The sequence below is a fragment of the Intestinimonas sp. HCP28S3_D6 genome (assembly GCF_052065695.1).
In the GTDB taxonomy this organism is placed as follows: domain Bacteria; phylum Bacillota; class Clostridia; order Oscillospirales; family Oscillospiraceae; genus Intestinimonas.
This window is the reverse complement of the sequence record NZ_JBQHTM010000110.1, coordinates 1-2,534: the sequence shown is the minus strand read 5'-3', so window position 1 is coordinate 2,534 and position 2,534 is coordinate 1. Positions and strand designations below refer to the sequence as shown.

Genomic DNA, 2,534 nt, shown 5'->3' with positions numbered 1-2,534 from the left:
GGAATGTATTCATTCTATGATTTGCTGGGAAAATACTCTGGCAATAATGAGAATGAGGTGCTTGAATATTATGCTTCCACGGTACGAGTAAAGATTAAAGCTCTTTTCCCTGGCAACCCGAAGGACAAAACTACCATTATCAATGGAACAATTTTTGTATCCAAAGATGACAAGGCTGTTTCTGGATATGCGACTGTTTTCCACAAAATTCTTAAGCGTTTTAATGATTTTGGGACTTTAGAGAACATAGACTACGACTTCAAAAGCAAGCTGTTTGAAACATTCTTGAAAGAATCAATCAGTAAGAAAAATTGGGGTCAATACTTTACACCCTTGAAGGTAGTTCGAGCTATTGTCAATATGATAGACATCACTCCGGGTATGAAGATTTGCGATCCGGCGTGTGGCGTCGGAAAATTCTTGCTTGAACCGATTCTTCACGATTTGCACCGATTCTATAAAGTGGAGGATGGAGAGTTAAAGCCTCAAATTACGCTGAGTGGTTTTGACAAAGGATTTGATAAGGACGAACAAAAAACAATCATTCTTGCTAAAGCAAATATGCTGATTTATATGTCTGGTTTGCTCCGAGAGCATCCAGAAATGACAGATAAATTTGCTAAACTTTTTAACGACACATTTTTGCTTCAGACCAACTCGATTCTTGGAACCTTGGCAAAGCCTATCCATGATCAGTATGACCTGATTTTAACGAATCCGCCTTATGTCATGAGCGGAAGTAGTAATTTGAAGGAAGAGATTTCCAAGGATGATACACTCAAGAAATACTTTTCTGTAAGCGCAATGGGCATCGAAGGTTTGTTCATGGAATGGATTATTCGTGCCCTCAAACCAAATGGAAAAGCGTTTATTGTCGTGCCTGATGGTATTATGAACCGCAGTAACGACAAAAAACTCCGTGACTTTATATTGGAGCAGTGTGAAATTGATGCTGTCATCTCTCTTCCGTTAAACACTTTCTTCACAACTAACAAAAAAACTTACATTCTTGCTCTGACAAAAAAAGCACCTGTTATGGTGGATGGTGTGTCTACACTTCAGCGCCAAACCTCCCCAGTATTTACCTATTTGTGTTCGGAAATCGGAGAAACTCGTGATGTGTACCGTTTTGACATCGATCAAAATGATTTACAGGTGGCATCTGATCTTTTTAATATGTTCAAGGGTGCGAAAACGAGCTTTGCCAACACATTGAACATGATTGGGGATCAGAGATGCAAAATTTCGAGCATTGATGACTTTTACAACGGAACTCATTGGTGCGTGGAACGATGGTGGAATCACGAAGAGCGGCAGGCTCTTGGTATCGAGGAAGAGTCCAAGACAATCGGAGTAAATGACTTTAGAGTTTTACTTGCTGATACGATTAACACATTGTCTGAACTTGATGAACCATTGGCTGAAGTTGAAAAAAAAAACGATGAGGGCCTTCAGTTTTTAGAAATCCCCATTACCCAGGTGTTTGATATTGTTCGTGGCGACGGAAAATATACTCGAAGCTATGTACATGAACACACTGGTGAGTATCCATTATATTCTGGCAACACATTTGGACCATTTGCTCAGATCGATTCCTATGATTATAATGTTCCGGCATTGACATGGGCAATAGATGGTTTAGCGGGCTACATGATGATTCACAGATCACCTTTTTCCGCAACCAACCACCGTGGAATACTCCTGCTGAAAGACACCAATATAGACCTGGAGTACGCAAAATATACCTTGGAACCTATTTTTAGAGAGCTTAAAAAAGGGCGGCAAGGCGATAATGGAGAGAATGAGTACACATCGCTACCACCATTTATGATTCAATCTGTAAAATTTGCTGTTCCGGTAGACCATAACGGAGAGCCTTGGCTTGAAAAGCAAAAAGAAATCGCCGCAGGTTATGTAACTTTGGAACAAACCAAAGAAATTGTTGTTGAACAAATTGCAAATCTCTCACAGGTTTCTATTGTGCCGAATTGTGACGAATATGCGATTGAATATTTGCCTTTGAGTGAGTTATTTGACACTATTAAAGGAAAGTCAAAGTACACCAAAAAGTACGGGAACCTACACTCAGGCCCCTACCCTGTCTACTCGGCATCAAGTCAAGGGACACTGACCCATTTAGATACCTACGATTATGATGGTCGTTATATGACATGGTCAACAAATGGATTTGCAGGTACGATTCTTATTCTGGATGGTAAATTTTCTATTAACGGAGATCGTGGAATCTTGGTTCCTAAAAACGGGCGTCAAGATTTGGACTTCGATTATATGAAATTTACATTGGAACCCATATTCCGGGAGCTGGCTAAAGGTCGAAAAGGCGATAACGGAGAAGATGAATTTACGAAACTATATCCTTCGATGTTAAACGACATTATGGTACCAATTCCTGTCGACGGTGAAGGAAATATTAGCCTTTCACTTCAAAAGGAGATTGCCCAGAAGTTTATATCAGTACAAAATAGTCAGAAGGAAATCATTGAAAAATTGGATGCACTAATATCCAAGAAAAT

At 39.7% G+C, this 2,534-nt stretch carries 1 protein-coding gene; it reads left to right on the top strand.

All coding sequences use genetic code 11. The annotated features are described in order from the left end of the window. Positions 1-2,534 (top strand): N-6 DNA methylase (locus ACTNBK_RS16885; protein WP_441147838.1); only part of this gene is annotated, 2,534 nt, incomplete at both ends.